General features: G+C 62.6%; 20 protein-coding genes. 11 read left to right on the top strand and 9 right to left on the bottom strand.

What is annotated here, in order from left to right; genetic code table 11:
* Positions 1–43: 43 nt before the first annotated feature.
* Positions 44–304, top strand: a complete 261-nt coding sequence (locus WDB88_RS16510) for a hypothetical protein (protein ID WP_339109820.1) — start codon at positions 44–46, stop codon at positions 302–304.
* Positions 304–2,601 (top strand): sialate O-acetylesterase, encoded by a 2,298-nt coding sequence (locus WDB88_RS16515; RefSeq protein ID WP_339109821.1) that lies wholly within the window; start codon positions 304–306, stop codon positions 2,599–2,601. The genes WDB88_RS16510 and WDB88_RS16515 overlap by 1 nt, the downstream gene beginning before the upstream one ends.
* Positions 2,602–2,670: 69 nt before the next feature.
* Here the strand turns inward: WDB88_RS16515 and WDB88_RS16520 are convergent, their stop codons facing one another.
* A complete protein-coding gene (locus WDB88_RS16520) occupies positions 2,671–3,477 on the bottom strand; it encodes a tetratricopeptide repeat protein (RefSeq protein ID WP_339109822.1) in 807 nt (268 codons plus the stop codon).
* Between the two features lie 8 nt (positions 3,478–3,485).
* Positions 3,486–4,799, bottom strand: a complete 1,314-nt coding sequence (locus tag WDB88_RS16525) for a hypothetical protein (RefSeq protein WP_339109823.1) — start codon at positions 4,797–4,799, stop codon at positions 3,486–3,488.
* A gap of 74 nt (positions 4,800–4,873) precedes the next feature.
* On the opposite strand from WDB88_RS16525, the gene WDB88_RS16530 reads away from it, so the two are divergent.
* Positions 4,874–5,563, top strand: a complete 690-nt coding sequence (locus tag WDB88_RS16530; RefSeq protein WP_339109824.1) for a helix-turn-helix domain-containing protein — start codon at positions 4,874–4,876, stop codon at positions 5,561–5,563.
* 60 nt (positions 5,564–5,623) lie between these two features.
* Here WDB88_RS16530 and WDB88_RS16535 read toward each other — a convergent pair whose 3' ends face one another.
* Positions 5,624–6,943, bottom strand: coding sequence for a sugar ABC transporter substrate-binding protein (locus WDB88_RS16535; RefSeq protein ID WP_339109825.1), 1,320 nt, complete (start codon positions 6,941–6,943; stop codon positions 5,624–5,626).
* A 269-nt stretch (positions 6,944–7,212) separates the two neighbouring features.
* On the opposite strand from WDB88_RS16535, the gene WDB88_RS16540 reads away from it, so the two are divergent.
* The 8 genes from WDB88_RS16540 to WDB88_RS16575 all read left to right on the top strand — a co-directional run bounded on the left by WDB88_RS16540 (position 7,213) and on the right by WDB88_RS16575 (position 15,722).
* Positions 7,213–8,421 carry an ROK family transcriptional regulator gene (locus tag WDB88_RS16540; RefSeq protein ID WP_339109826.1) on the top strand — a complete coding sequence of 403 codons (1,209 nt, stop codon included), beginning with the start codon at positions 7,213–7,215 and terminating at the stop codon, positions 8,419–8,421.
* 310 nt (positions 8,422–8,731) lie between these two features.
* Complete coding sequence (locus tag WDB88_RS16545) at positions 8,732–9,604, top strand: sugar ABC transporter permease (RefSeq protein WP_330629630.1); 873 nt, start codon at positions 8,732–8,734, stop codon at positions 9,602–9,604.
* A 1-nt stretch (position 9,605) separates the two neighbouring features.
* A complete protein-coding gene (locus WDB88_RS16550; RefSeq protein WP_330629631.1) occupies positions 9,606–10,436 on the top strand; it encodes a carbohydrate ABC transporter permease in 831 nt (276 codons plus the stop codon).
* A gap of 11 nt (positions 10,437–10,447) precedes the next feature.
* Positions 10,448–11,455 (top strand): ABC transporter ATP-binding protein, encoded by a 1,008-nt coding sequence (locus WDB88_RS16555; protein ID WP_330629236.1) that lies wholly within the window; start codon positions 10,448–10,450, stop codon positions 11,453–11,455.
* Between the two features lie 194 nt (positions 11,456–11,649).
* Positions 11,650–12,534: a sugar phosphate isomerase/epimerase gene (locus WDB88_RS16560; protein WP_330629237.1), complete on the top strand. Its 885-nt coding sequence runs from the start codon at positions 11,650–11,652 to the stop codon at positions 12,532–12,534.
* A 72-nt stretch (positions 12,535–12,606) separates the two neighbouring features.
* Positions 12,607–13,590, top strand: coding sequence for a sugar kinase (locus WDB88_RS16565; protein WP_339109827.1), 984 nt, complete (start codon positions 12,607–12,609; stop codon positions 13,588–13,590).
* Entirely contained in the window at positions 13,587–14,855 is a 1,269-nt protein-coding gene (locus tag WDB88_RS16570; RefSeq protein WP_339109828.1) for a D-tagatose-bisphosphate aldolase, class II, non-catalytic subunit, read from the top strand. The genes WDB88_RS16565 and WDB88_RS16570 overlap by 4 nt, the downstream gene beginning before the upstream one ends.
* A 135-nt stretch (positions 14,856–14,990) precedes the next feature.
* Positions 14,991–15,722: an SDR family oxidoreductase gene (locus tag WDB88_RS16575; protein ID WP_339109829.1), complete on the top strand. Its 732-nt coding sequence runs from the start codon at positions 14,991–14,993 to the stop codon at positions 15,720–15,722.
* Between the two features lie 57 nt (positions 15,723–15,779).
* Here WDB88_RS16575 and WDB88_RS16580 read toward each other — a convergent pair whose 3' ends face one another.
* From WDB88_RS16580 to WDB88_RS16605, 6 genes are all read right to left on the bottom strand, one after another.
* Positions 15,780–16,529: an ABC transporter ATP-binding protein gene (locus WDB88_RS16580; RefSeq protein ID WP_339109830.1), complete on the bottom strand. Its 750-nt coding sequence runs from the start codon at positions 16,527–16,529 to the stop codon at positions 15,780–15,782.
* Positions 16,523–17,581, bottom strand: coding sequence for an iron ABC transporter permease (locus tag WDB88_RS16585; protein WP_330629242.1), 1,059 nt, complete (start codon positions 17,579–17,581; stop codon positions 16,523–16,525). Before WDB88_RS16585 ends, WDB88_RS16580 begins: the two co-directional genes overlap by 7 nt.
* Positions 17,578–18,672 (bottom strand): ABC transporter substrate-binding protein, encoded by a 1,095-nt coding sequence (locus tag WDB88_RS16590; RefSeq protein ID WP_339109831.1) that lies wholly within the window; start codon positions 18,670–18,672, stop codon positions 17,578–17,580. Before WDB88_RS16590 ends, WDB88_RS16585 begins: the two co-directional genes overlap by 4 nt.
* 123 nt (positions 18,673–18,795) lie before the next feature.
* Entirely contained in the window at positions 18,796–19,233 is a 438-nt protein-coding gene (locus WDB88_RS16595; RefSeq protein WP_339109832.1) for a DUF2946 family protein, read from the bottom strand.
* Positions 19,234–19,421: 188 nt separating this feature from the next.
* On the bottom strand, positions 19,422–21,074 hold the full coding sequence (locus WDB88_RS16600) for a flotillin domain-containing protein (protein ID WP_330629245.1): 1,653 nt from the start codon (positions 21,072–21,074) through the stop codon (positions 19,422–19,424).
* Between the two features lie 54 nt (positions 21,075–21,128).
* Positions 21,129–21,863: an OB-fold-containig protein gene (locus tag WDB88_RS16605; RefSeq protein WP_339109833.1), complete on the bottom strand. Its 735-nt coding sequence runs from the start codon at positions 21,861–21,863 to the stop codon at positions 21,129–21,131.
* Positions 21,864–21,906 lie beyond the last annotated feature (43 nt).

Consider the following 21,906-nt stretch of genomic DNA (forward strand, 5'->3'; position numbering starts at 1 on the left):
CGCCCCTCTGATCCTGAACCGGATTTCCACGCAGGAGGCTTTCATGGCGGACGACTATCACGGAATTACAAGCCTGACCGGACCGGCGCTGAACGGATTTGCGATCGCGCCCGATGACGACGCGGATCTGGCGCAGGTCACACGCGGTATCTATCTGGGGCAGGGCGGGGATCTACGGGTGACGCTGGCCGGTGGTCAGACCGTGACATTCACCAATATTGCGGCGGGGGGCATTCACGGGTTGCGTATCCGCCGCGTCTGGGCCAGCGGCACCACTGCCACCGAGATGGTGGGGCTGTACTGATGATCGGGATCGGATCTGGATTTATGTCGGGCGGCGCGGGCGTGTCGTTGCGCCGCAACGGGGATGGCACGGTGACGGTCGGCGGGGCGGGGCTGGGGTTCCGCTGGTCGGTCGATGGGGGCGGCAGCTGGACCGAGGAAACCACCCTGCCCTTGACCCTTCCGGTCGCGGCCCATCAGGAAGTGCGGGTCGTCGCGTTGGGACCGCCGCGTGTTCTCTCGGCGCAGCAGGTGCCTGTGTTCCTGCTGTTGGGGCAATCCAATATGGTCGGGCGCAACCTCTATGACGGGCTCGGGCGGTTCCCTGCGGGGGTGCGCCAATGGACAAGGGCGGGGGAACTGGCTCTGGTCGAGGAGACGTCCGAGCTGGATTTCGATGACCCGTGGTTGTCGAATGGCGAGGTTTTCGGTCCTGCGGTGACCTTTGCCCGCGCCTATATGGCGGCAAACCCGCGCGAGCCGCTTGTGCTGGTGCCGCGGGCGGTGGGCAATACCGGCTTTGTCGATAATCGCTGGAATCCCGACGATGATCTTTATGCGGCGACGGTGGCCGATACCAATGCGCTTTTTGCGGCACATCCCGAATGCGTGCTGGCGGGGGTTTTGTGGCATCAGGGCGAAAGCGATGCGCAGGCTGCGGCGGCGGCCACCGCCTATGAGGCCCGCTTTGATGCCATGCTGGCGGGGTTGCAAAGCGAGATCACCGTGATGGAGGCCCGCACGCCGGTCATCGTGGGCGGGTTCTCCTCGGCGGTGGGCAGCGGCTGGCCCTATCTGTCGCAGATTGCCGCGATCCATGCGGATCTGCCCAACCGGCGGTCCTATAGCGCTTATGTCGACGCCTCGGATCTGACGCTGAAAACGGATGGCATCCATCTGGACGCGGCTTCGAGCCGTGTGCTGGGTGCCCGCTATGCGCAGGCCCTGACCCGCGCGCAGAGCCATCAGATCACGCTGGTTGCCGAAGCCGAGGCCGATGCTGTGGCGCATTATCTCTTTGGGGAGGATAATGTGGCCGATACCGATTTGCGGGGCGCCAATGCGCTGAGCGAAACACCGGGGGCGCGGGCGCAGGGCTATATCAGCACCCGCACGGGCGATGGGGGCGGGCTGAAAACGCCGCTGGCCGAGACGGCGCAGATGACGCTGTGTGCTGTGATCCGCAACCCGTCAAGCGATCCTTCTACCGTCTATTTCGGCACTCTCGGGTCCAACACCACCTTGGGCGAGGGGTTCAACGGGGCGGGGCTGTTTGACAATGGGGCGGCCTCGGCGCTGTATCTCAACCAGAAGAACGATGCGGGCGGCAATACCCTCATGCCGCTGGCCACGCCGACGCCTTTTGTCGAGAACGGCTGGAACTTTGTGGCGATGGTGCTCGATGCGGCCAGCATGTCGGCCTATCTGCATGATGGGACCGCTGCGCAATTTGCCACGCAGGCCATCGCGCGGGCAACGCCTACGGGGAAAGCCATCGCGATCGGGTCGCGCTATTATACGGGTATCAGCGATGCGGTCGATGTGGCGGAGTTTCTGGTCTATGACCGTGCGCTGTCCGAGGCCGAACTGGAGGCGTTGGCGGCACGCTCGACCGCCCGTCTGGCGGCGCGCGGGGTCACGATCGGTGTCGTACAGCAGAGCCTGCCGCTGGAGACGGCGGCCACAGCGCATTACCTTTTTGGCGCAGACAATCCCGGCCACAGCGATATCGCGGGCGCAAACCCGCTTCTGACAGCCCCCGCATCCGTGTCGCAAAGCCATATCACCACCATGCAGGGTGATAATGGCGGCGTCGAGACACCGGTTCTGGATGCGGAGAGCTTCACGCTCTGTCTGGCGTTACGGGCGACAAGCGGGGCCAGTGGTCAGGGCATTCTGGGCGGTTCGCTGTCCGGCCCCGGGACGGGCAATCACGGCTGGGGCATGTTCGAGAATGGCGGGGCGCTGTATTTTAACGCCAAGACTGCGGGGGCCAATGATGCCATCGTTGCCGAGGCGGCATCGCCGCTTGTGACCGAAGGGTGGAGTTTTGTCGCCATGACCGTGTCTCCCACGGGCAAGAGCTATTTCCGTGGGTCTTCGGGCGGGGCGGTGTTCAAAAGCGATACGCAGACCCGTGACATTGCCACCATTGCCACAATCGGGCTGGGGCCGCTGCGCTATGCCGGATTTGCGGATGCCTATGATATTGCCGAGGCGATCCTGTTCCAAGGGCAGGCGCTGGATCAGGCAGGGTTGCAGGCGGTCTATGAGCGTTCGGTGGCACGTCTGGGCGCGCGTGGGGTGACGCTGGGCTGAGTGTTGGTGACAGGAAGAGCGGGTCTCCTCCCGCAGGGCATTGCCGGCCCTGCGGGAGGATCGTCCTTTTCAGGGGGCGCTTGCGGCGTCGGGCAGGGCCGCCAGTGCGGCCTGCGCCTTGGGGTTGCCGAAGGCCGCAGCCTTCGTGTAAAGCGCCTTGGCCCGTGCCGGATCTTGCGCCACACCCAGTCCGCGTGCGTAAAGCCCCGCTTCTCCGACCATGCCATCGGAGCCGATCAGATCCTCGCGTGCGGCGGATTTCCGATACCAGTAAAGCGCCTGCGTGTAGTCTTGCGGGACACCTGCGCCCGTTTCATAGGCCTGCCCGAGATAGAACTGGCTGGTGATATCCCCTGCCTCGGCCGCTTCCGCAAACCATGTGGCGGCGGTTTTGTCATCGCCTTCAGCCTTGGCGATAAGCCCCAGATAACGCGGAGCTTTCATGTCACCGGCTGCCTCGCCCTTGTGGAAATAGTCCTTGGCTTTGGCGGTGTCCACGGGCACGCCCAACCCGTCCATATAGATCTTGCCAAGATAGAGATAGCCACGGCTATCCCCGCCCTGTGCAGCGCGTTCCGCCCAGTCTGCGGCGGCTGCATAATCGGGGGTCAGGCCGGTCCCGCCCTCCAGATACAGGCGGGCCAGCTCGCTTGCGGCACTGGCCTGTCCCTGATCTGCGGCCTCTTTATACAGCGTCACCGCCTGCGCCAGATCTCCCTGATCCGTTGCGGTTTTGGCCGCGCGCATGGTCGGATCCGAGGGCGTGCGCATATCGGCCAGAGCAGGGGTGGCCAGGCTGACCAGCACGGGGACGAAGACCGGCACCAGTACGCGCACCAGTATGCGGGAGGGGGGATCAATCGCGAAAGCTTTCATGTTCGGCCTCATATATCGGTGCGCATGATCCATGCGCGGATCGGCGCGATGGAATAGGCCAGTCGCCATGTGTTGCGATGACCGGCGGCGCCCTGCCCGTTATCGGTTGCGGGAATGACGGTGCCTTTGGCAAAGCTGACATAATTGATCCGTGCCCCCTGCGCGATCAGCGCATCGAAGGCGAACTGGAACTGGTCGTCATCCCAGCGGCCATCCCAGATGGCGCGGGCCACATGCGCCCCTGCGGCTTCCAGGGCTTCCGTGTCGGCATTCTGGCCGGGGAACGCGCCCGGGTCATCTTGCGAGGTCACGATAAACAGCCGGTTCTGCGCCATAGGGGCAACAAGTTCCGGCCCCCACTGACAGGCAACAAGGAAACTTGCCGCGAAGAAATCGGGATATTTGATATTCATCGCCATGGACAGCATGCCACCGCCGGACTGCCCCGTTGTGTAGCGCCGCGCAGGGTCGATCGGGAATTCCTCGCCCAAAGCCTTGATCAGATTGAGCGTGGTCTCCAGCATGGACGACGTCCGGTTGTCATCATCCGCGATGATTTCCGCATATTGCGGGGCCAGCACAAAGGCAGGCCGTGCCGCCTGATCTTCCGGCGAGGCCCAGCTGATGGCCCCCAGCCCCTGTTTCAGCGTCATCAGCGGATCGGTGCTGGTGGCCCCTGCATCGGGCATGAAATTGACCAGAGGATAGGTCTTGGCGGGGTCATAGTCTTTGGGGATGAACAGGTTATAGGGCAGGCTATCGCCTGTCTCGGGGTCGTTCCAGACCCGTTGTTCGAACGCATCCAGAACCAGATTGACGACGCCAGAGGTCGTGACATCCCCTTCGGGCGTGGCAATGGTGGCCTGCGGAGTGGCCCATGTGACGCCGCTGTCATTGGGGTCGCCTGCCGACCAGTGCGGCTTCTTGCCCGCGGCGGCTGCCCCGTCGGTCTGGGAGGCCGCCGCAGGCATGGCTTGGGGTTGGTCTTCCTGTTTCAGGCGGGCGGCCGCATCATCAGGGGACAGTGCGATGATGAGGAACTTGCCGCTCTGGCTGCGGCTGTCCGGATCTGCGGCCGTGGCGGGGAACACATCGGTAATATTGCGCCCCTCGACGGAGAATTCCGATGCCTTGATCATATCGGCGCTGAGGCTTTGCGGATATTCCAGCGCGATGGCGACAAATCGCAGACCGTCACCATAGACTTTCGTGATCGCAATGGCTTTAAGCGGGGCGGGAGTGCCGGCCAGAGCCGGAAGCGAAAGGCTGGTGACAAGGCCGCTTGCACCAAGGCCGATAAGAAAGTTACGACGTGTCGTCATGCTGGGTCCTTTCCAAACCGTGTCAGGCCGACCGGCTACCACCTGAATAAACCGGAACCTGATCGGTTCCTTAAATGAGGGACATAGAAACGATGTCAATGGGCGGCGAGGATGGGGCGAAGGCCAAAACAGCCTCGCGCGGGCGTCCCAAAAAACGTTCGGACGAGGCCCGACAGGAGCAGATCCTTGCGGCGGCCATGTCAGCGTTTATCGATAAGGGGTTTGCCCGTGCCACCATGTCCGATATCGCGCGGCAGGCGGGCATGTCGAAGCGCGATCTTTACAAGCAATTCTCTGATAAACAGGCGCTTTTTGCCGCCACGATCGAGTCCCGCCGCCATCTGATCCTTGGTCTGCCCCGTCCTGACGGAGAGACCCTGCCATTGCGCGACCTGCTGCGGCGGGTGTTCCGGCTGGATCTTGACGCGCGCAATGCTGACGAAAGAGATACGCTTATGGCATTGATCCATCGCGAAAGTTTGATGCTGCCCACGCTGAACGCGCTGCTTTACGACGGCCGGATCCTGCAGTTTCGCGAAACGCTTGTGGTCTGGCTGAAAGACGAGATGCAGACCGGACGGGTGGCGCAGGCGCAGCCCGAGCGGGTGGCAGGGATGATGCTGGATCTGGTGTTCGGGGTGCTGTTGCCCAAACGCCGCCCCACTGTCCCCGTGGATCGCCACATGCAGGCCGAAGAGATCCTTGACCGGCTGGAGATCCTGCTGGCGGGGCTGGCGGCCCGTTCGGCGCAAAAAACCGTGTGACGGGCGGTGTGGGAACAAAGGCCCCGCACCGGCTGGCGGGGGCCTTCGATCTAGAGGGGTTTAGTAGCCTGCGCGTTTCATCTCGCGTTCGGTCAGGGTCTGGGCCTGCGACAGCGCCTGTTCTGCCGTGATCTGGCCGGACAGCGCCGAAGAGAAGACCTGCCCAACCGCCGTGCCGATGCCCTGGAACTCGGGGATACCGACCCATTGCGTGCCAAGATAGGGCACGTCCTGCACCGAGGGATGTTTGACATCGACCGCTTTGATCGAGTCCAGCGTCACATCCGCGAAAGGTGCGGATTTGCGGTATTCGGGATTGGCATAAAGCGACTGGCGGGTGCCGGGCGGAGCATGGCCCCAGCCATCCTCGCGGGCTACCAGATCGGTGTAGTCCTTCGACGTGACCCAGCTGATAAAGGTTTCGGCGGCCTGTGCGTGTTTGGAGCTTGCCGGAACCGACAGGGTCCACGCCCAGAGCCAGCTGCCGTAATTGTCCACGCCGTCTTTATGCGGGAAGCGCGCAAAACCGACATCCTTCGCGAATTTCGCCTCTTTCGGATCGGTGATCACCGAAGCACCGACGCTGGCATCGATCCAGATGGCGCATTTGCCGGTCTCGAACAGCGCGAGATTGTCGTTGAATTCATTGCCCACGGCGCCGGGCGGGCCGTAGTTTTTCATCAGCTCCAGATATTTATCCAAAGCCTCTTCCCATTCGGGGCTGTCGAATTGCGGTTTCCAGTCCATATCGAACCAGCGTCCGCCATAGGAATTGGTCATGGAGGTCAGGAAGGACGTGTTGATCCCCCAGCCCGGTTTGCCGCGCAGACAGATGCCGTAGACCCCTGCCGACGGATCGTTCATCGCCTTTGCCGCCGCGGTGATTTCGGCCCATGTCGGCTTTTCGGGGATGGTGACGCCCGCTTTCTTCGCCAGATCGGTGCGATACATCGTGATCGAGGATTCCGCATAGAAGGGCAGCCCGTAGAGCTTGTCCTCGTAGGAGGCGCTGGCCGCAACCGACGGGATCAGGTCATCGACATCATAGCTTGCCGGAAGGTCGTCCAGCGGCTTCAACCATCCCTGCTTGGCCCAGATCGGAACCTCGTAATTGCCGATGGTCACCACATCGAACTGGCCGCCATTGGTGGCGATATCCTGTGTGACGCGCTGGCGCAGGAGGTTTTCCTCGAGGACCACCCAGTTGATGTGGATATCGGGGTGTTCTTTGTTGAAGACGCCGGTCAGCCGCTGCATACGCGTGACATCGGCGTTATTGACGGTGGCAATGGTGATCGTTTCTTCGGCAGAGGCCATGCCGGCCCCCAGAAGGACGAGCGCGGTTGTAACAAGCCCGAGATGGGGCATGCGAAGGGTCATTGGTAATATCCTCCCTGATATATCGTGACAGGTGATCCGCTTCGGGCTGGCATATAGCAGGCTATATGCGGCCCAAGGCTCCTCCGGATCAGACTGTCGGGTCGTTGTTCGCCTCTTTACGCTATTGTTTGTTGCTTTTTGACGCAAATAAAAAATAACGTCTGGTGTGATTTAAAAATATGACTGAAATTCTTGACTTTTGTCGCTATGAGCGGTGAGTGAATGCTATTCATAACTCAAATTATGCATATCTCTTTAAAGGGGAACTGATGATGCAACAAATATCCAGCTCTCCGAAGCGAATCCGTCAGACCAATATTCTGGGGGCCTTGCAGGCCTTGCACGAGCACCGCTCGATGAGTCGCGCGGATCTGGCACGGCTCATGGGCCTGAACCGGTCCTCTTCGGGCAAGATCATTGGTGACATGATCGCGCGGGGGCTTGTCCGCGAGGTCCGCGCCACCGCCACGGCAGAGCCGCGCGCGCAGGCCGGGCGTCCGGGGATCTTGCTGGAGCTGATCCCCGAGGCGCTTTGGGTTCTGGGGGTCGAGATTGGTGTCGAGCATATCACAACGGTGCAGGTCGATTTCACCGGCGCGCTGCGCCACTGCCGGACAGAGCCGTTCGAGGGGGACAGGGTTGGTCCGGCAGATGCGGTGCGCCAGTCGATCGCGCAATTACTTGAAGATTTCGATCCGGCTCTGATGGAGCGCTGTGCGGGGGTGGGGATCTCGGTTCCGGCCCAGCTGACCACCGAAGGCGACAGCCGCAAGGTCCGCTCGGCGGCCCTGCTGAAATGGGAAAATGTCGACCTGCGGGAATTGGCGCTGTCCAGCCTTCCGGAATGTTTTCCAAAGACAATTCCGGTGGCCGTCGAAAATGACGCCAATGCATTTGCCATCGGCACGTCCTATTCTACCCCCGATGCGGCCAGTGGTGTCACCTTGTTTCTGCTCCTCGAAGCGGGGATTGGCGGCGGCCTTCTGGTCGAGGGAGAGTTGCTGCGGGGGGGGCATGGGCTGGCGGGCGAGATCGGCCATTTGCATATGCCTGACAGTGTGTTGAACCTGGAGCAAACGATCGGGCGCGCTGCGGTTCTGCGCCGCTTCCGAGAGGTTTCGGGGCTGGCAGAGGCGGATCTTGCGACATTGGAGCAGGAGGTGCGCGACAGGGTGCCCCGCGCCGTGGAGATCGCAGAGGACTGGGCGCGCGGTCTGGCTTGGGCGATCGTGCAGGCCAGCCGGTTGATCGATCCCAATCAGGTGGTGCTGGGGGGATCGCTGGCCTTGCTCTATCCATTGATTGCGGCGCGCGTGCTGGCCCATATTCGCGATCTGCAGGGCGAGGACTTTCCGGTTCCGGCGATTCATCTGAATGACAAGGCGATGGCCGGATCTGCATTCGGGGCGGCCTGTATGATGCATAAGGCGATCTTCACAAATGCCGAAGAGCGCCCGGCCATTTTGCTAGACAGTTGAAACGGAACGTTTTTTAGCATAAAAAATATTTGTTGCTAAAAGATGCAAATATAGTCATGCTACGTCCCGCGAATGGAGGAATTCGCGAGGGGGGAAGGCCGGAGCGACAGATGCGTGGCATCTTGTCGGTCGGTGCGGCATGCAGAAATCGTCGACCCCTCTATCAGACAGATAAGCCTGAGGAGGACTGCCGCCATGACAGCCTACGCCCCTTGCCATCGGCATTTCGGGTGTCGCGACCGGCGCGATATAAGATCTTGCTTCTATCCCGCGCGGCACTGGCGCATCCTTGCAGGAGGGATGCGCTAAGATGGCCACGAAGCATTCCCGCGCCGCTGCGAGGTTGATGATTTCTCCTGCCGTTATTCTTCTTCTCGGCTGGATGATCGTCCCTCTGGCGATGACGCTCTACTTCTCCTTCCTGCGATACAACCTTCTCATGCCCGGCATGGAAGAATGGACAGGCTTCCTCAATTACGAGTTCTTTGTCACGGATCCTGCCTTTATCACGGCGCTGCTTAACACCGTGTTACTGGTGGTGGGGGTTCTGGCAATCACCATCGTGGGGGGCATTCTTCTGGCGCTGCTGCTGGACCAGCCCTTCTTCGGGCAGGGGATCGTGCGCATTCTGGTGATCGCGCCGTTCTTCGTGATGCCCACCGTCTCGGCGCTGGTGTGGAAGAACATGTTCCTCAATCCGGTCAACGGGCTGTTTGCGCATATCGCGCATCTCTTCGGGCTTCCGGCCTATGATTTTCTGGCTCAGGCGCCGCTGGCCTCGATCATCGGGATCGTCTCGTGGCAATGGCTGCCCTTTGCGACGCTGATCCTGCTGACGGCCCTGCAATCGCTTGATCAGGAACAGCTGGAAGCGGCCGAGATGGACGGGGCCTCGAAACTGGCGCGGTTTTTCTACATCATGCTGCCGCACCTGTCGCGGGCGATCACCGTGGTGATCCTGATCCAGACCATCTTCCTGCTGTCGATCTTTGCCGAGATCCTGGTAACCACCAATGGCGGTCCGGGCGTGGCCTCGACCAACCTGACCTATATGATCTATGTGCAGTCGCTGCTGCAATTCGATGTCGGCGGCGGCTCGGCGGGCGGTGTCATCGCGATCATTCTGGCCAATATCGTTGCGATCTTCCTGATGCGGATGATCGGCAAGAATCTGGAGGCCTGAGATGTCCCGTATCGTCACTCCCCGCCGCAAGGCGCTGACCACCGTGCTTGCCTGGGCTGTGGGCATTGCGATCTTCTTCCCGATCCTGTGGATCTTCATCCTGTCGTTCAAGACGGAAGGGAATGCGATCGCCTCGCCGCTCAAGGTGCTCTTCTCGGGCTGGACGCTGGAAAGCTACCATACCGTGCTCGAACGCTCGAACTACCCGCTATTCTTCATGAATTCGGTCATCATCTCGGTCGGTTCGACCCTGCTGGCGCTGATCATCGCGGTGCCCGCCGCCTGGGCGATGGCCTTTGTGCCGGGCCGTCGGACCAAGGATATCCTGATGTGGATGCTGTCCACCAAGATGCTGCCGCCGGTGGGGGTTCTGGTGCCGATCTACCTGATCTTCCGCGATCTGGGACTGCTGGACAGCCGCATCGGTCTGGTCGTCGTGCTGACGCTGATCAACCTGCCGATCATCGTCTGGATGCTGTTCACCTATTTCAAGGAGATCCCCGGCGAGATCCTGGAGGCGGCGCGCATGGATGGCGCGGGGCTGAAGGAAGAGGTGCTTTACGTGCTGACGCCGATGGCGGTCCCGGGCATGGCCTCGACGGTGCTGCTCAACATCATCCTCGCCTGGAACGAGGCCTTCTGGACGCTCAACCTCACGGCTTCCAAAGCCGCGCCGCTGACGCAGTTCATCGCCTCCTATTCCTCGCCCGAGGGCCTCTTCTACGCAAAACTCTCTGCCGCCTCGATCATGGCCATCGCGCCGATCCTGATCATGGGCTGGTTCAGCCAGAAACAACTTGTCCGCGGCCTGACCTTCGGCGCGGTGAAATAAGGACATAAGTCATGGGACAAATCACTCTGAAGGGCGTGCGCAAGACCTTTGGCGAAGTCGAAGTCATTCCGCCGCTGGATCTGGATATCAAGGACGGCGAATTCGTGGTCTTCGTGGGCCCGTCGGGCTGCGGCAAATCCACCCTGCTGCGTCTGATCGCGGGGCTCGAGGATCTTTCGGGCGGGCAGATCATGATCGACGGCACGGATGCCACCGAGGCCCCCCCCGCCAAGCGCGGCCTCGCGATGGTGTTCCAGAGCTACGCGCTTTACCCGCATATGTCGGTGAAGAAAAACATCGCCTTCCCGATGAAGATGGCCGGTGTGCCCACCGACGAGCAAGAGCGCCGCATCGCATCGGCGGCCGAGGCGCTCAACCTCACCGATTACCTGCACCGCAAGCCCGGCCAGCTCTCGGGCGGCCAGCGCCAGCGGGTGGCCATCGGGCGGGCTATCGTGCGCGAACCGGCCGCCTTCCTGTTTGACGAGCCGCTCTCGAACCTTGACGCGGCGTTGCGGGTGAACATGCGCCTCGAGATCTCGGAGCTGCATCAGAAGCTCAAGACCACGATGATCTATGTGACCCATGATCAGGTCGAGGCGATGACCATGGCCGACAAGATCGTGGTGCTGCGCGCAGGCCGCATCGAGCAGGTGGGCAGCCCGCTCGATCTCTACCGCAACCCCGATAACCGCTTTGTCGCGGGCTTCATCGGCAGCCCCAAGATGAACTTCATCGAAGGCGAGCGCGCCGCGGCCCGCGGGGCCCATGCCATCGGCATCCGCCCCGAGCATATCGACCTCTCGACCACGCCGGTCGACGGCGCGATCGAGGGTCTGGTTGGCGTCTCCGAGCACCTTGGTTCGGACACCTATGCCCATGTGCAGGTCGAAGGCATCGGCCAGTTCAACGTCCGCGTCTCGGGCGAGGTCGATGTCCATGCCGGCGACACCGTCTGGCTCACCCCCCAAGAGCATAACATCCACCGCTTCGACGAAAACGGTAAAGCGATCCGGTAAACGTATCGCCTTACGGAAAACATGCATATGCCGTTTGCAACAAAACCGGCATATGCGTCGTGCTGCCTGATCTTTAGAAAGCGCATATGCCAGGTTTCTGGCAAAAATTTTCCGATCCTCTTTCTTATTTGTTGCTAGAAGAAACAAAAAGAGGCACAACCTGTTCTGACATGTGATTCAGGGAGGCACTGAACATGAGACGACTTGGTATCCACTCTTTCGTATGGACCAACGGCCAGACCCAAGAAGGGCTGGAAATGGCGCTTGATAAGACAGCCGAGCATGGCTACCGCATGATCGAATTCGCCTATCTGCGCCCCGAACTCTTCGATCTGGACCGGTTGGCCCGGAAGGCGAAGGCGCTGGATGTCGATATCGTGGTGACGATGGGCCTGCCTGCGGCGGCAGATGTCTCCAGTGACGACAAGGCGGTTGTGGCCAAAGGCCGTCAGCTTCTGTCCGATGCGGTCAAGGCGGTGCGCGATATCGGTGGCATCCGTCTGGGTGGTATCCTTTACTCGATGCATGGCAAATATGACAGCATGCCGACCCGCACCGGCTGGATGCATAGCGCCGAGTCCATCGCGGCCACTGCCGAGATCGCCAAGGATTGCGGTGTCGAGATCGCGCTTGAAGTGGTCAACCGCTTTGAATCGAACCTTCTCAATACCACGGCACAGGGTCTGCAGTTCATCAAGGATACGGGCCGCGATGACGTGTTCCTGCATCTGGATTCCTTCCACGCCAATATCGAGGAAGCCGACCCCGCTGCCGCGATCCGCATGGCGGGTGACAAATGCACCTATTACCATTTCAACGAGAACTATCGCGGTTTCCTCGGCACCGGCACGATCGACTTCGCGTCGATCTTCAGCGCCCTTGTCGATATCAACTACGACCGCGACATCGTGTTCGAAAGCTTCTCCAGCGCAATCGTCGACGAGAGCCTGTCGCGCACCTGCGGGATCTGGCGCGATACGTGGACCGATAACAACCCGCTGGCCGCGCATGCCAAGCAGTTCATCGAGCAACGTTGGGCCGAGGCGCAGCGCAAGCGCGAGGTCAATATCACGGCGTAAGGCCGTCGGGACCGTCGGAACAGGGCAGGGGCTTCGGGCCTTGCCCGTTCTTCGCACAGGAGGAGCTATGCGATGAACAATTCTCATCTTGCGCCCGATGCTTTGGGGCCGACCCTTTGTATCGGCGAGATATTGGTGGAAATCGTGGCGACCATGCCGGGGGAGGGGTTTCGCAACGCCCTGCCGCTGATCGGCCCGTTTCCCAGTGGCGCACCGGCGATTTTCATCGACCAGTGCGGGCGTATCGGCGGGCAGGCCGCAATGATCGGCGCGGTCGGTCGCGATGATTTCGGTCAGGTCAATATCGACCGGCTGGTCCGCGATGGCGTCGATGTCTCGGGGATCGCGATCGATCCCGATTATCCCACGGGCAGTGCCTTCGTGCGGTATCGCGAGGATGGATCGCGCGATTTCGTTTTCAATATCGAACGCTCGGCTGCGGCGCGTTTCGGCTGGACGCCTGCGGTTGCGACGCTGGCCGCGCGGGCGGGACATCTGCATGTCATGGGGTCGGCCCTGTCGATTTCCGGCGCGTGGGAGGTGATCCGGCAGGTGCTGGCGCAGGTCAAGGCGCGCGGTGGCACCCTGTCGCTCGACCCGAACCTGCGCAAAGAGCTGACACAGGACGTCGAAACGCGCGAACGCTTCCTGTGGCTGGTGGGGCAGGCCGACCTGCTTCTGCCCTCGGGCGAGGAGCTGGAAGATGCGGCGGGCGTGGCCGGAGAGGAGGCCGCTCTTGCCGCCCTGTTCGCGCGGGGCATCAAGGAGATCGTGCTCAAACGCGGCGAGGCAGGGGCAAGCTGCTTCCTGTCCGATGGCCGCCGCATCGATGCGCCGTCTTTCGTGGTCGATGCGGTCGATCCCACAGGGGCGGGCGACTGTTTCGGTGGGGCCTATCTGACCTGCCGCAGGCTCGGCCAGCCTGTGGAGAGTGCGCTTGACTATGGCTGTGCCGCAGGTGCGCGCAATGCCACTCTGCGCGGCCCGATGGAGGGCGCAGGCACCCGCGAGGAGCTGGATGCCTTTATCGCAACCACCCAAAGGAGAGCATCATGAATGTCATGCTGCAAGATCTGGCCCCGTCGCGGGCGGCGGGACATCCGGTCGGAATAAGCTCGATCTGTTCGGCCCATCCTGTTGTTCTGCGCGCGGCCCTGCGTCATGGCGCGCGGACGCGGGCGACGGTTCTCATCGAGGCGACCTGCAATCAGGTCAATCATCTTGGCGGCTATACCGGTATGACACCGGCGGATTTCGCCGAAATGGTCTACCGGATTGCCGCCGAGGAAAACTGCCCCGAGGATCTGATCCTGTTGGGGGGGGACCATCTTGGCCCCAATCCGTGGCGCGACCAAGACGCGGAAACCGCGATGGCCGAAGCCGAGAAGATGGTGGCGGCCTATGTGGAGGCGGGCTTCCGCAAGATCCATCTGGACGCCTCTATGGGCTGTCGCGGCGAACCCGTCGCGCTGGATGACCATCAGACGGCGGATCGGGCCGCGCGTCTGGCGGCTGTGGCCGAAAGAACCGCGTCGGGTGCGGCGGGGCCGATGCCCCTTTATGTGATCGGCACGGAGGTTCCGCCTCCCGGTGGTGCCGATCACGCGCTGGAGGCCATCACCCCCACCGCGCCCGACGCGGCCAAGACGACCTTGGCCGTCCACCGCGAAATCTTCGCCGCCCGTGGTCTGGACGCGGCCCTGTCGCGCGTGATCGCGATTGTGGTGCAGCCGGGGGTGGAATTTGGCAATCATAACGTCATCGCCTATGACCCCGCACCGGCGAGGCCGCTGATCGATGTCCTGCCGGCGCTGGACGGGCTGGTTTTCGAGGCCCATTCGACCGATTATCAGGGGACCGCGCCCTTGGCACAACTGGTGCAGGACGGCTTTGCTATCCTGAAAGTCGGGCCGGAGCTGACCTTTGCGCTGCGCGAGGCGCTATATGCGCTGGATCTGATCGCCTCGGATCTGCTGCCCGACTATGGCGCGCGGCCTCTGAAAGTGGCGCTTGAGGCGCTGATGTTGGAAAAACCCGCTAACTGGGCGCGTCATTACGGCGGCAATGCGGCCGAGCAGGGTGTCTTGCGGCATTATTCGCTGTCGGATCGTATCCGCTATTACTGGGCCGAGCCGCAGGCACAGGCCGCTGTTGCCGCCCTTCTCGAGGCGCTGCAGGGGCAGGTCGTGCCATTGCCGCTGATGTGGCAGCACCTGCCTGCCGCGACAGCTTTTGCCGATAGGCCGCTCGACCCCGAGGCCCTGCTTCTCTGGCGGGTCGAAGAGGTGATCCGCAGCTATCATACGGCCTGTGCCGTTTGAGGCCTGCCCGCTGCACGGCGCGCAAACGGGCGCCGCGCGGGGCTTTGTCATTTGCACAGGCACGGGGCTTGTGCCAACACCGCTTGATCCGCGTCCCGATCGGGGCGGAAAGGGAAAAACGTGGAGGAGATGAAGATGAGCAATGAACTAAGCGGCAAGGTCGCCGCAGTGACGGGTGCGGCCTCGGGGATCGGTCTTGCCAGTGCGCAGATGATGCTGGAGGCAGGCGCTACGGTGGTCTTTGTGGACCGTGATGGTGCCGCATTGAAGGCCGTGACCGAAAAGCTGGGCGAGAAAGCCCTGCCGCTGGTCATCGACCTGCTGGACCCCGAAAGCTGTGCCTCGCTTCTGTCGGGCGTGATGGAACTGGCGGGGCGGATCGATATTCTGCACTGCAATGCGGGCAGCTATATCGGTGGCGATCTGGTCGAGGTCACGGACCCCGCTGCGATTGACCGTATGCTCAATCTGAATGTGAACGCGGTCATGAAGAACGTTCATAACGTGATCCCGCAGATGATCGCGCAGGGCTGTGGCGATATCATCGTCACATCGTCGGTGGCAGGGCATACGGCTGTGCCGTGGGAGCCGGTCTATTCGGCCTCGAAATGGGCGATGACCAGCTTTGTCCAGACCATGCGACGCCAGCTGAACAAACATGGCATCCGTGTGGGCTCGGTCTCGCCCGGTCCGGTGGTTTCGGCCCTGCTGGCCGACTGGCCCGAGGAAAACCTGCGCAAGGCCAGGGAAAACGGCGCGCTGATCGAGCCGTCGGATATCGCCGAGGCGATCCTGTTCATGCTGAGCCGTCCGCGCACGGTCACCATCCGCGATGTCGTGATTTTGCCCAGCAATTTCGATATCTGACAGGATCTCCCCGCCGCAGCCGTCATCCGGTTGCGGCGGGGACTGTCTTTCGGGCGCTCAGCGATGCGCCAGCATATGCGGCACGAACACCGCATTGTTCTCGCTGTCGCGCAGCCATTCCGGTGCGACTTTCCAGAACCGGCGGATCGCGGGCGCGTTCAGCGCCCGTTCCGGCGTCTCCTCGCAGATCAGACGCCCTTCGGCCAGAAGAAGGGCATGGGTGCAAAACCGCGCGGCAAGGTTCAGATCGTGTAGCGACAGCACTACGGCAGTACCGGTGCGTTCGGCGAAATCGCGCAGATAGCCCAGAACCGCCAGCTGGTGGTGCAGATCAAGCGCCGATGTCGGCTCGTCAAGCGCCATCACCCGTCCGCCCCGAAACAGCCGCTGCGCCAGCAGGACCCGCTGTTGCTGCCCGCCCGAGAGTGCCGACATCGCCCGCGTTGCCAGATCCCCCAGCCCCAGACGATCAAGAAGGCTGCGGGCCTGTGTGACCGCCTGTTGCGGCACCCGCAGCCCCAGCCGTTCGCGCTGTCCCAGAATGACGCAGTCCAGCACGCTGAGTTCGGAGACCACCGCAAAGGCCTGCGGCAGGTAGCAGATGTCGCGCGGGCCAAGCTGCCTGCGCCCGTCAAGGATCTGCGCCCCCGCGGCCTTGCCCCGCGAAAGCGCCTGTAGCAACGTGGATTTGCCCGCGCCATTCGGGCCGAGAACGGCGGTCAGGCGACCGCAGGGCAGGCTGAAACGCATCGGGGCCAGAATGGTGCGTCGCCCGCGGGTTTGTTGCTCGAGGCTTACATTCAGCATCCGCGATCTCCGTGACGCAGGATCACCACGGCCAGCATCGGAATGCCGGCAATGGCGGTGACGATGCCCACCGGAATGGCGGCACCGCTGGACAGAAGCTTGGCGGCCACCGATGCCGAACACAGGATCAGTGCGCCGATCACGGCGGCCAATGGCAGCCCGAAGCGGTGATCCTCGCCCACCATTGCCCGCGCCACATGCGGCGCGATCAGGCCGACAAAGCCGATGGTGCCGGTAAATGCCACGGCGGCGGCGGTGAGTGCTGCGGTCAGCAGGAAGACCCGTCGCCGCAAGGCATCGGTGTCCAGCCCCAGACTTTCGGCATTGGCCTCACCCATGCGCAGCGTGGTCAGCGCCCATGTGTCTCTGGCGATAAAAGGCAGGCATAGCAGTACGATGCAGCCCGAGACTTTCACCGCCGTCCAATTCGCCTTCAGCAACGACCCGAACAGCCAGAACACGATTTGCTGCAAGACCTCCGGCGAGGCCATGAACTGCACAAGAGACAGCATCGACTGGAAGAAGAACAGCACCGCAATCCCCGCCAGCACGAGGAGCTCCGGTTTGGACCCCTTGAGCCGCGCGACGGCCCAGATCATTGCCGTAGCGCCGAGTGTCGCCAGAAAGGCGCAGGCCGGTGTCAGCAGCCAAGGCGGCACCGGCAGGGCAAGGCGGGTGCCGAACAGGATGGCCAGCGCCGCGCCGAACCCCGAGGCTGCCGAGAACCCTAGCGTGAAGGGCGAGGCCAGCGGATTGGCGAGGATGGTCTGCATCATCAGCCCCGAAATCCCCAAGGCCGCACCCACGATCAGCGCCAGCACGGTTTGCGGCAGCCGGATCTGGAACAGGATCACCGCCGACGCCCTGTCGGCCCCGTCCGGCCCGTCCAGCAGGGTCTGCCACAATTTGGCAGGCCCCATACCCGACGGGCCGGTGCCCAGATCCGCCAGCACCAGAAGCCCCAGCACAACACAGGCAAGCCCCAATGCGAGGCGGCGCTTGCGGGCACGGATTTCCCATGCCCGCCAGACAGTTGTTGCCGCGCTGGTCATGGCATCTTCGTGATGAAGGTGCCCTGCGCCTCGATCGGCATCCAGTCATGATAATAGGCGCGCAGCTCCTCGGCAGGGTCGATATCGGCAAACAGTTTCGGATAGAGGGCTTTGGCAATGGCCCGCGCATAGACGAAATCCGACAGGGTGCGGTTGCCGCCGTGATAGATGCCATACACCTCATGCTGGCGCACTGCGGGCAGGTCGGACCAGCCGGGGCGGGTGAGATAGGCCGCCAGACGGGTCTGGGCCAAGGCCTCCTGTGCGCCGAAACCCAAGCTGACCGCCTGCGGCGCATTGCGCCATTCCGACCCTGCCAGCAAGATCACATCCGGTTGCTGGGCAAGGACATATTCGGGCGAAAGCGGCCCCCAATTCTCGATCTGCCCTTTGGCGATATTCTGGCCGCCTACCAGATCAATCACCCCCGCCCACATGCCGGAGCCATAGGAATTGCCAATGGTTTCCGGGCCTTTCTGGGCCAGTTCCACATAGATCTTCTTATGCGACGGGCCTGCTGTGGCAATGCGCGCCAGCGTGTCGCGGGTTTTCGTCTCGTAAAGATGCACAAGCCTCTCGGCACGTTCGGGCTGGCCCATGACAGCCCCGAGAACACGGGTCGAAAGGACATGGCGCTCCAATGTCTGGGCGTTGTAATCCAGCGCCACCACCGGAATGCCTGCCGCTTCGATCTGTGCCACTCCGGCCTGCCCCAAGGCAGCGGTCTGCCAGCTTGACAGGATCGCCACATCGGGGTGGGTGGCAATCAGCGCCTCGGCGGACAGGGTGTTATCATCGGCATTGCCGAAATCCGGCACCTGTTCAAGGGCCGGAAACCTTGCGGTATAGGCCGCCCATTGGTTCGGGCGCCAATCGGCCCAGGGCGCGCGCGACAGAGCGACGATCTTATCGGCTGCGCCCGCACCGGCAACCGCCAGATAATCCTCGTAGTAAAACCCCAATGCGACACGTTCGGGCACATGTTCCAGATGGATTTCACGCCCGTCGAGATCGGTCACGGTAATGTCGGCCTGTGCCACAAGCGGGCAGAGGGCAAGTGCGGCAAACGCCGCAAAGAAAGTCGTTTTCATATTGAGTTCCAAACCTGTTGCGCAGACCCGCAGATCCGCATGCCAAAACCTGCCGCAGGGCCGCAGACCCGAAACGGCGGTGCCAGAAGACAGCGGAATGCCGCGCAGCACGGCCTTCCGCGATCAGGCGGCGCGCGGTGGTGCACGCGGCTGGACCGGCGCATACAGGCGCAGGATCACAGGCGGCGCGGGGGCAGGGGCGGGACGATAACGGCTGAATTCGGCGGTGCTGAACATCAATTCCGGCACGGCCTGCACCGCAGCCAGAGACAGCGACACGGCAAGGCAGGTCGAGACCTTATGGCGTTGCGGCGCGGGGGCATCGGGGTCTTTGACCGAGCCGTCAGGCAGCATCACCAGTTCTTTGGGGCCTTCGCCGGTGCACAGCACAAGCGTCGTGCCTTCCGCATCGGGGTTGCGCATCATGTCCTGCGGTACGATCCCCGAGAGAAACAGCGCGCAGAGCAGGCACAGACGCAGCAGCCAGACGCCCGCCCCCGCAGAACATGCGGAGCGGCCTCCTGGGGCGCGGGGCGGAGAAGATCGGCCGGACTGCATCATGGGGGCATCTATAGCGGGCAGGTGGGGCCGAGCAAAACGGTTTTTACCTGCCGGAGACTGTGACGGAGGGTGCAAAATGCCGCAGGGGATAAGGCGCGTCCCGAACTGGCCTGTCGAGCGCGGCTTCCGTCCGGACGGGGGCCATACGAAAAACGCGAGCCCATCAGGGGGGCTCGCGCGGAGAGGTCTCAGACGTCTTGCGCCGGTTGTGCGGCAGGGGCTGCCGCGCTGGCCTCGGGCGGGGCAGAAGGTTTGGGCATCACCTCGTCGAACAGCCCGCTCATGCCCTTTTCCATATTCAGCCCGACCTGCTTGCCGATGCTGTCCAGCGCCGGAAGCTGGAAAGCCATCTTGCGCATCTCGTCAAAGGCCTGATTGACCAGCCCGTCACCGCCCGAGGCCTTGGCCCCTTCGGCCGCCGTGGACGCATTGCCCAGACCATCGACCTTATGGATGGTGATGCCGCCGATCTTCTCTGCGGGTTTGACCATCTCGGCCACGATCTTCGGCATCGCCTCCAGACGCGCCTGCGCCAGACGGTATTCGACAATCGCCTCCGACAGACCGTTCTCGGCCTCGGCCAATGCGCGGGTGCCTTCGGCCTCGGCCAACTTGCGCGCGCGCATCCCCTCGGCCTCGGCCAGAGCCTCTTTCTTGGCGGCTTCGGCGCGGATGGTGATCTGGTCGGCCTCGGCCTGCGCCAGTTCGCGCATGGCGGCGGCGCGGTCATCGGCGGCCTCGCGTTCGGCCTTGGCGGCCACGCGGATCGAGGTTGCCTGACGCTCGGCCTCTTCCTGCGCGGCAAGAATGGTCAGGCGCTTCTGACGCTCACCCTCGGCCACGCGGCGCTCAGTCTCGATCGCCTCGGTCGCTTTGATAGCCTCGGCTTTGGCCAGATCGGCACGGGCGCGGGCCTGGCTTTCGGCCTCGGATTTCTCGGAGACGGCAATCTGGCGGTCCTGCTCGGCCACTTCGATGGCCTTTTCACGGGCGATACGGGCCTGTTGTGCGGCCATCTCGGCCTCTTCGTGCTGGCGGGCTTTCTCGGCCTCTTCGCGGGCGGCCAGCTCTTCCATCTTCACACGCTGGGCAACACGGGCCTCTTCCTGCTCGCGCTCGACCTCATAGCGTTTGACCTCCGCCTCCTGACGCGAGCGGGCGACCGCGACCTCGGCATCCGCCTCGATGGCGGCGCGCTGTTTGCGGCTTTGGGCGATGCGCTCGGCCTGGTTCTTCATCCCTTCGGCGTTGAAGACGTTATTCTCGTCCAGCCCGCTCAGCGGGGTCTGGTCCAGCGCGGTCAGCGAGACGGATTCCAGTTCAAGGCCGTTCTTGCGCAGATCCTCGGTAACCGTCTGCTGCACCTGCTGCACGAAATTGGCGCGGTTCTCGTGCAGATCGTCCAGATCCATCTTGGCGGCCACAGCGCGCAGACCATCGACCAGCTTGCCTTCCACCATCTCGCGCAGGGCGCGTTCGTCAAAGGTGCGGTCGCCCAGCGTCTGGGCCGCGCGCGCGATGCCCTCTTCGGTGGCCTGAACGGTGACGTAGAATTCCACGCCCACATCGACCCGCATCCGGTCTTTGGTGATCAGCGCGGAATTGCCGTCACGACGCACTTCCAGACGGGTGGTGCGCATATTGATCCGCGTCACTTCATGCAGCACCGGAATGACCAGCGTGCCACCGTCGATGATGACCTTGCGCCCGCCTGTGCCGGTTTTCACAAGGCTGACCTCGCGGGTCGAACGATTATACATCCGTGAGAAAATCATCGCGATCACCAGAAAGGCCACCACAATCAGTAGCACAGGGATCGCTACACCTAGAATGAGAGTCATTTAAACATTTCCCGTCTCTTACAAACTTTGACGGCAGAAAGCTCTGCCGGAATTTTACGCAATAGGTACCAGACGCAGATCGCCGCCCGGAAGTTTCAGAACCAGCACCTCGGTGCCTTGCGCGATGACATCGCTTTCCGATAGCGGTTCCAGCATGGCATAATGGGTGTTGCCGAAACTGTCGGTCACCCGCACCTGCGCGGGGCTGCCGCGCCGTGCCTCGCCCACCGTGACGACACCGCGCCGCCGCCCCAGACTGCGCTCCGAGATCGCGCTGGTTTCGTCGCGTGGCAGCAGACGGGCGATGACCGATGACAGCCCCCGCGTCAGCGCCAGGGCCGGAACCGCGATCACCGGCACGGCCAGAAGGCGCGGCATGGCCTGCCCGACGATCTGCCACAGGCCGGTCTGGACCGCCAGCCCGAGCCCCGCGAAGAGCGCGCAGAACAGGGTCAGCCAGATTGTGAGCGGCAGTTTGTTCAGCCCCAGCATATCGGTCATGATACCGCCCGCAGAGGGTGTGGCCTCCAGGGCGGCAGGCGAATGGCCGTCAAACGCGCCTTCGATCTGGACCGCGACCTCGGTAGGCAGATCAAGCTCGGCGGCAATTTCGGGGGCGCTCAGTCCGATCAGGTCGGCATCGGCCTCCATATCCAAAGCCAGATCGCCGCTGTCACCCGTTGTCGACAGGCCGGTGAGAAGCATCACCACCTCAAGCAGGAGAAGGGCCACCACAAGGCCTGCGGCAATCAAAAACGGGGTAAGCCCCGGATCATAGAGTAAAGTCATGGATACAAAAGCCAGAAGAGTTGTGCGGTACAATCGCGAAAGA

The sequence above is a fragment of the Thioclava sp. GXIMD4216 genome (assembly GCF_037949285.1).
GTDB lineage: Bacteria > Pseudomonadota > Alphaproteobacteria > Rhodobacterales > Rhodobacteraceae > Thioclava > Thioclava litoralis.

Excerpts from the sequence above, each read along its gene's own strand:
- WDB88_RS16510 (WP_339109820.1), top strand. The coding sequence starts at position 44 with ATGGCGGACGACTATCACGGAATTACAAGCCTGACCGGACCGGCGCTG.
- WDB88_RS16515 (WP_339109821.1), top strand. The coding sequence starts at position 304 with ATGATCGGGATCGGATCTGGATTTATGTCGGGCGGCGCGGGCGTGTCG.
- WDB88_RS16520 (WP_339109822.1), bottom strand. The coding sequence starts at position 3,477 with ATGAAAGCTTTCGCGATTGATCCCCCCTCCCGCATACTGGTGCGCGTA.
- WDB88_RS16525 (WP_339109823.1), bottom strand. The coding sequence starts at position 4,799 with ATGACGACACGTCGTAACTTTCTTATCGGCCTTGGTGCAAGCGGCCTT.
- WDB88_RS16530 (WP_339109824.1), top strand. The coding sequence starts at position 4,874 with ATGAGGGACATAGAAACGATGTCAATGGGCGGCGAGGATGGGGCGAAG.
- WDB88_RS16535 (WP_339109825.1), bottom strand. The coding sequence starts at position 6,943 with ATGACCCTTCGCATGCCCCATCTCGGGCTTGTTACAACCGCGCTCGTC.
- WDB88_RS16540 (WP_339109826.1), top strand. The coding sequence starts at position 7,213 with ATGATGCAACAAATATCCAGCTCTCCGAAGCGAATCCGTCAGACCAAT.
- WDB88_RS16545 (WP_330629630.1), top strand. The coding sequence starts at position 8,732 with ATGGCCACGAAGCATTCCCGCGCCGCTGCGAGGTTGATGATTTCTCCT.
- WDB88_RS16550 (WP_330629631.1), top strand. The coding sequence starts at position 9,606 with ATGTCCCGTATCGTCACTCCCCGCCGCAAGGCGCTGACCACCGTGCTT.
- WDB88_RS16555 (WP_330629236.1), top strand. The coding sequence starts at position 10,448 with ATGGGACAAATCACTCTGAAGGGCGTGCGCAAGACCTTTGGCGAAGTC.
- WDB88_RS16560 (WP_330629237.1), top strand. The coding sequence starts at position 11,650 with ATGAGACGACTTGGTATCCACTCTTTCGTATGGACCAACGGCCAGACC.
- WDB88_RS16565 (WP_339109827.1), top strand. The coding sequence starts at position 12,607 with ATGAACAATTCTCATCTTGCGCCCGATGCTTTGGGGCCGACCCTTTGT.
- WDB88_RS16570 (WP_339109828.1), top strand. The coding sequence starts at position 13,587 with ATGAATGTCATGCTGCAAGATCTGGCCCCGTCGCGGGCGGCGGGACAT.
- WDB88_RS16575 (WP_339109829.1), top strand. The coding sequence starts at position 14,991 with ATGAGCAATGAACTAAGCGGCAAGGTCGCCGCAGTGACGGGTGCGGCC.
- WDB88_RS16580 (WP_339109830.1), bottom strand. The coding sequence starts at position 16,529 with ATGCTGAATGTAAGCCTCGAGCAACAAACCCGCGGGCGACGCACCATT.
- WDB88_RS16585 (WP_330629242.1), bottom strand. The coding sequence starts at position 17,581 with ATGACCAGCGCGGCAACAACTGTCTGGCGGGCATGGGAAATCCGTGCC.
- WDB88_RS16590 (WP_339109831.1), bottom strand. The coding sequence starts at position 18,672 with ATGAAAACGACTTTCTTTGCGGCGTTTGCCGCACTTGCCCTCTGCCCG.
- WDB88_RS16595 (WP_339109832.1), bottom strand. The coding sequence starts at position 19,233 with ATGATGCAGTCCGGCCGATCTTCTCCGCCCCGCGCCCCAGGAGGCCGC.
- WDB88_RS16600 (WP_330629245.1), bottom strand. The coding sequence starts at position 21,074 with ATGACTCTCATTCTAGGTGTAGCGATCCCTGTGCTACTGATTGTGGTG.
- WDB88_RS16605 (WP_339109833.1), bottom strand. The coding sequence starts at position 21,863 with ATGACTTTACTCTATGATCCGGGGCTTACCCCGTTTTTGATTGCCGCA.